This window comes from Nocardioides sp. (genome assembly GCF_031422975.1).
GTDB lineage: Bacteria > Actinomycetota > Actinomycetes > Propionibacteriales > Nocardioidaceae > Nocardioides.
The window spans coordinates 1-4,777 of record NZ_JANPEO010000269.1; the positions used below are offsets into that span (position 1 = coordinate 1).

The 4,777-nt window shown below is 68.3% G+C and carries 4 protein-coding genes; all 4 read left to right on the top strand.

Going from position 1 to position 4,777, the window contains the following annotated elements; genetic code table 11:
• On the top strand, nucleotides 1-2,011 hold a 2,011-nt coding region (locus RMO85_RS08020), incomplete at its 5' end, for an EAL domain-containing protein (RefSeq protein ID WP_310528208.1).
• A 49-nt stretch (nucleotides 2,012-2,060) separates the two neighbouring features.
• Nucleotides 2,061-3,488, top strand: coding sequence for a glycosyltransferase family 2 protein (locus tag RMO85_RS08025; RefSeq protein WP_310528209.1), 1,428 nt, complete (start codon nucleotides 2,061-2,063; stop codon nucleotides 3,486-3,488).
• 1 nt (nucleotide 3,489) lies between these two features.
• A complete protein-coding gene (locus tag RMO85_RS08030; RefSeq protein ID WP_310528210.1) occupies nucleotides 3,490-3,705 on the top strand; it encodes a hypothetical protein in 216 nt (71 codons plus the stop codon).
• 211 nt (nucleotides 3,706-3,916) lie between these two features.
• The coding region (locus RMO85_RS08035; RefSeq protein WP_310528211.1) for a phosphoenolpyruvate carboxykinase domain-containing protein at nucleotides 3,917-4,777 on the top strand (861 nt) is incomplete at its 3' end.

Genomic DNA, 4,777 nt, shown 5'->3' on the forward strand with positions numbered 1-4,777 from the left:
CGACCCGGCAGCGGCCTACCTCGTGTTCCTGTTCGTGGCGCTGCTCCGGGAGGCGAGCGGTGGCCACCTCTCCGGGCTCTCGGCGCTGGTCATCGTGCCGGTCCTCTGGTTGGCGATCACCGGTTCGAGCCGCGAGCTCTACATCGCGAGCTTCCTCGCCGGGGCCACGATCCTCGGGCCGGTGCTGCTTGTCGGCGCTCCTCGCTATCCGATCGAGGACTGGCGACGAGCACTCATCCTGGTCGCCATCGCCGTCGTGCTCGGGCGGGTGGTGCAGCGCATCGTCATTCGCCTCGAGCGCGAGACCCGCGCTGCCCGCGCCTCCGCCGAGCAGAGCGAGCAGTTCTTCCTGGACGCGCCGCACGGGGTCGCGGTGCTGGACATCACCGGGCGGATCCAGTTCGTGAATGCGGCGCTGTGCGGGATCATCGGCCTACCACCCGATGAGCTGGAGGGCATGCGGCTCAGGGAGCTGGCGCCACCGGGCGACGACGCGATCGCCGACCACCTGGCCCGCGTTCACGACGCCGTCACCAAATCGAGCGCGTCCGACTGCATGCTGCGCGACTACCGGGGCCAGGACATCCACGTGGCCCTGAGCAGCCGACTGCTGCGTCGCCCCGGATCCGTCGACCCCGACATCGTGCTGGTCAACGTCGTCGACGTCTCCGAGCGCCGTCGCTACCAGGACCGGCTCGCCCACCTCGTCGACCACGACGTCCTCACCGGTCTGGCCAATCGCCGGCGCTTCGACGCCGAGCTCACGCGGCACCTCGAGCGGTCCCGGCGCTACGGCAACGCCGGCGGCGTCCTCCTGCTGGACCTCGACAACTTCAAACAGGTCAACGACAGCCTCGGGCACAACGCGGGCGACGAGCTGTTGATCACGATCGGCGGGCTGCTTCGTCGTGCCGTCCGCGACACCGACGTGGTCGCGCGGCTGGGTGGCGACGAGTTCGGGGTGCTGCTCACCGACGGTGGCCAGGACGCCGCCGTGCGCGTCGGCGAGGCGATCGTTGAGGTGATCCGTGAACACGCGGCGACCCTGGACGGAGTACGCCGCCGCGTCACCGCCAGCGTCGGAGCGGTGACCTTCCAGGCCGCCAGTGAGCACGCCACCGACATCCTGGGACTCGCCGACATGACGATGTACGACGCGAAGGAGGCCGGCCGTAACCAGGTCGCCGTCCTCCCCGAGGGCGACACCCGCCCGCCGAAGCTGTCGGCGCGCCTGCAATGGCAGAGCCGGATCGAGGAGGCCCTGGAGCACGATCGCTTCGAGCTGCACCTCCAACCGATCATGAACCTCTCCAACGACCGGATCAGCTCCGCCGAGGTCCTGCTCCGGCTCCGGGACCAGGACGAGCTGGTGCCGCCGTCGCGATTCCTCTACATCGCCGAGCGCGTGGGGCTGATGCCACGGGTCGACGCGTGGGTGGTCGAGAACAGCGTGGCAATGCTGGCCCGGCTGCGAGAGCACGACCCGCTCTTCGAGCTCGAGGTCAACCTCTCCGGTCACTCGATCGGACATCCGGACATCGAGCGGACCATCCATGAGTCGCTGGCCCGGCACGAGGTCGACCCGGCTGCCCTGATCCTGGAGATCACCGAGACCGCGGCGGTGGCTGACGTGGCCCTGGCCCGCGCGTTCGCCGAGCGGATCACCGAACTCGGGTGCGCGTTCGCCCTCGACGACTTCGGAGCCGGCTTCGGCTCGTTCTACTACCTCAAGCACCTGATCTTCGACTACGTGAAGATCGACGGCGAGTTCGTCGCGCACGTCCACGAGTCGCAGGTCGATCGCACCATCCTGCGCTCGATCGTCGGCATCGCCAAGGACCTCGGGAAGCAGACGGTGGCGGAGTTCGTCTCCGAGCCGGAGATCCTCGACGTGTGCCGTGCCGAGGGGGTCGACTTCGCGCAAGGATTCCTGATCGGCAAGCCGATGCCGTACAACGAGTTCGTCGCGGAGTACATGCCGTCCGGCGCCCTGGCGAATTCACAGGACTGATCGGCCGGGGTGTGCGCCCCGGCGGAAGAAGTATGGAGACTCGACAACCATGTATTGGCTGCAACGTCTGGTCGGACTGGCGATCATCGGGACGGCCGCGCTGGGCGCAGCGGTGCTGTGGGTGGCGGTCGCCGCCGGTGGCCCCAAGCCCGGGGAGGCGCCCTCCGAGGGACTGCTCTTCGGTGTCTGGCAGGTGTTCTACGACACCGAGATGCCGTCCCCGCGGGTGCTCCTTGCCGCCGTCGGCGTGGCCCTGCTGCTCGCCGCCGGCGTCGCGGGCCTCGAGCGCCGACTGCTCACCAAGGCGCGGCGCAGCGAGGACCCCCACCGGATGCCGCTTGCGCCCAAGCTGGTGATGGCCGAGACCCGCGGCGAACACGCCGGTCCGGTCACCATCACCGTGCTGATCCCCGCGCACAACGAGGAGTCGTGCATCACCGAGACCCTCGGCTCGCTGCTCTCCCAGTCCCTGCCGCCCGCTCGGGTCGTCGTCGTCGCGGACAACTGCACCGACGCGACCGTGCGGTTGGCCCGCGAGACCGGGGTCGACGTCTTCGAGACGGTGGACAACGCCCACAAGAAGGCCGGAGGCCTCAACCAGGCGCTGGTCGAGGTCCTCCCGGGCCTGGGCGACAACGACTGCGTGATGGTGATGGACGCGGACACCCAGCTCGACCCGGGCTTCCTGGCCGGCGCCGCCCGACGGCTCACCGACGATCGCGCGCTGATGGCCGTCGGCGGGCTGTTCTACGGGGAGGACGGTGCCGGGCTGATCGGCCAGTTCCAGCGCAACGAGTACACCCGCTACCAGCGCGACCTGCGTCGTCGCCGCGGTCGCGTCTTCGTGCTCACCGGCACCGCGTCGGTGTTCCGTCCACGAGCGCTGCGAGCGGTGGCCGACGAGCGGGGCAGGAATCTGCCAGGGGTGCCCGGCGACGTCTACGACACGGTCGCCCTGACGGAGGACAACGAGCTGACGATGGCGCTCAAGTCGCTCGGCGCCCTGATGATCTCGCCCCCCGAGTGCACGGTCGTGACCGAGGTGATGCCGTCCTGGAAGTCGCTGTGGGCCCAACGCCTGAGGTGGCAGCGTGGCGCCCTGGAGAACCTCGGCGCCTACGGCCTGCGCCCGCAGACGTTCCGCTACTGGGCACAGCAGCTCGGCATCGGGTACGGCGTCATCGCCCTCGGCTCCTACCTGCTGCTGATCGTGATGATGGTGCTGGCCACCGCCTCCTGGGTGTGGTTCCCGTTCTGGATCGGGATCGGCCTGATCTTCACCGTCGAACGCATCGTCACCGTGTGGCGCGGCGGCGCGAAGGCGAGGCTGCTCGGTCTCTCGCTGTTCCCCGAGCTGTTCTACGCGATGGTCCTCAATGTGATCTACGTCAAGGGGATCCTGGACCTCTCCTTGGCCAGGAAGGCGACCTGGAAACACATCGTCCAGACCGATACCGGCGCCCGGATGGAGGACTGAGATGGTGAGCGTCATACCGATGGGACTGCTGTTGCCCGAGAGCATCCTGCGCAACGAGTTCGTCGCTGTGCTGGCGGCGTTCGTGGCCATCAACACGATCGTCTACGTGACCCTGGCCATCGCCAAGGTGCTGCCCAAGGTCTACGTGCACGACTGGGTCGACACCCGCGACCGTCGCATCGAGACCCGGAGCATCGACCCGGACGCTCCGGTGTGAGTCGGCGCCCTGTGACGTGGGACTCACTCGTTGATCGATCCAATATGTACGCCGCAGGGCGGACGTTAGCCTCGGCGCAACCGTCGCCGCAGCGTTGCCGGACGGGTTCGAATCAGCACTCCACGACACCACCGTCGATGCGCTCGACGGCCGGAGGCGCCTCCCACTGACGAGGCGACCACCGCGAATGCGCGAGAGGGAAACCGCAGGCATGACCGCCATCACTGAAACTTCGGCTCCGACGACTCACCAGGGCATCCTGGCGTGGGTCAACGAGATCGCCGAGCTCACCCAGCCCGACAACATCCACTGGTGCACCGGCTCCGACGCGGAGTGGGAGCAGCTCACCGCGGCGCTCGAGGGCACCGGCACGTTCACTCGTCTGAACCCCGAGATCAAGCCCAACTCGTTCCACGCAGCCTCCGACCCCACCGATGTGGCACGGGTCGAGGACCGTACCTACATCTGCTCGGTCGAAGAGTCGGACTGCGGGCCCACCAACAACTGGATGGACCCCAACGAGATGAAGGACCTCATGCGCGGGCTCTACGCCGGCTGCATGAAGGGCCGCACGATGTACGTCATTCCCTTCGTGATGGGCCACGTCGACGCCGAGAAGCCGATGTTCGGCATCGAGGTGACCGACTCGGCGTACGTCACCGTCTCCATGCGCGTCATGGCCCGCATGGGCACCGAGGTGCTCGCCCGCATCGAGGAGCTCGCCGCCGCCGGTGAGGACCCGCAGTGGGTGCCGGCGCTGCATTCGGTCGGCATGCCGCTCGAGCCCGGCCAGGCCGACGTCGCGTGGCCGTGCAACGACACCAAGTACATCGTGCAGTTCCCCGAGGAGCGGATGATCTGGAGCTTCGGCTCGGGTTACGGCGGCAACGCCCTGCTCGGCAAGAAGTGCTACGCGCTCCGCATCGCCTCCGTCATGGCGCGCGACGAGGGCTGGCTCGCCGAGCACATGCTGATCCTCAAGCTGACCAGCCCGCAGGGCGTCACCAAGTACATCGCGGCTGCCTTCCCCAGTGCCTGCGGCAAGACCAACCTCGCCATGCTGAAGCCGACC

Excerpts from the sequence above, each read along its gene's own strand:
- RMO85_RS08030 (WP_310528210.1), top strand. The coding sequence starts at position 3,490 with ATGGTGAGCGTCATACCGATGGGACTGCTGTTGCCCGAGAGCATCCTG.
- RMO85_RS08025 (WP_310528209.1), top strand. The coding sequence starts at position 2,061 with ATGTATTGGCTGCAACGTCTGGTCGGACTGGCGATCATCGGGACGGCC.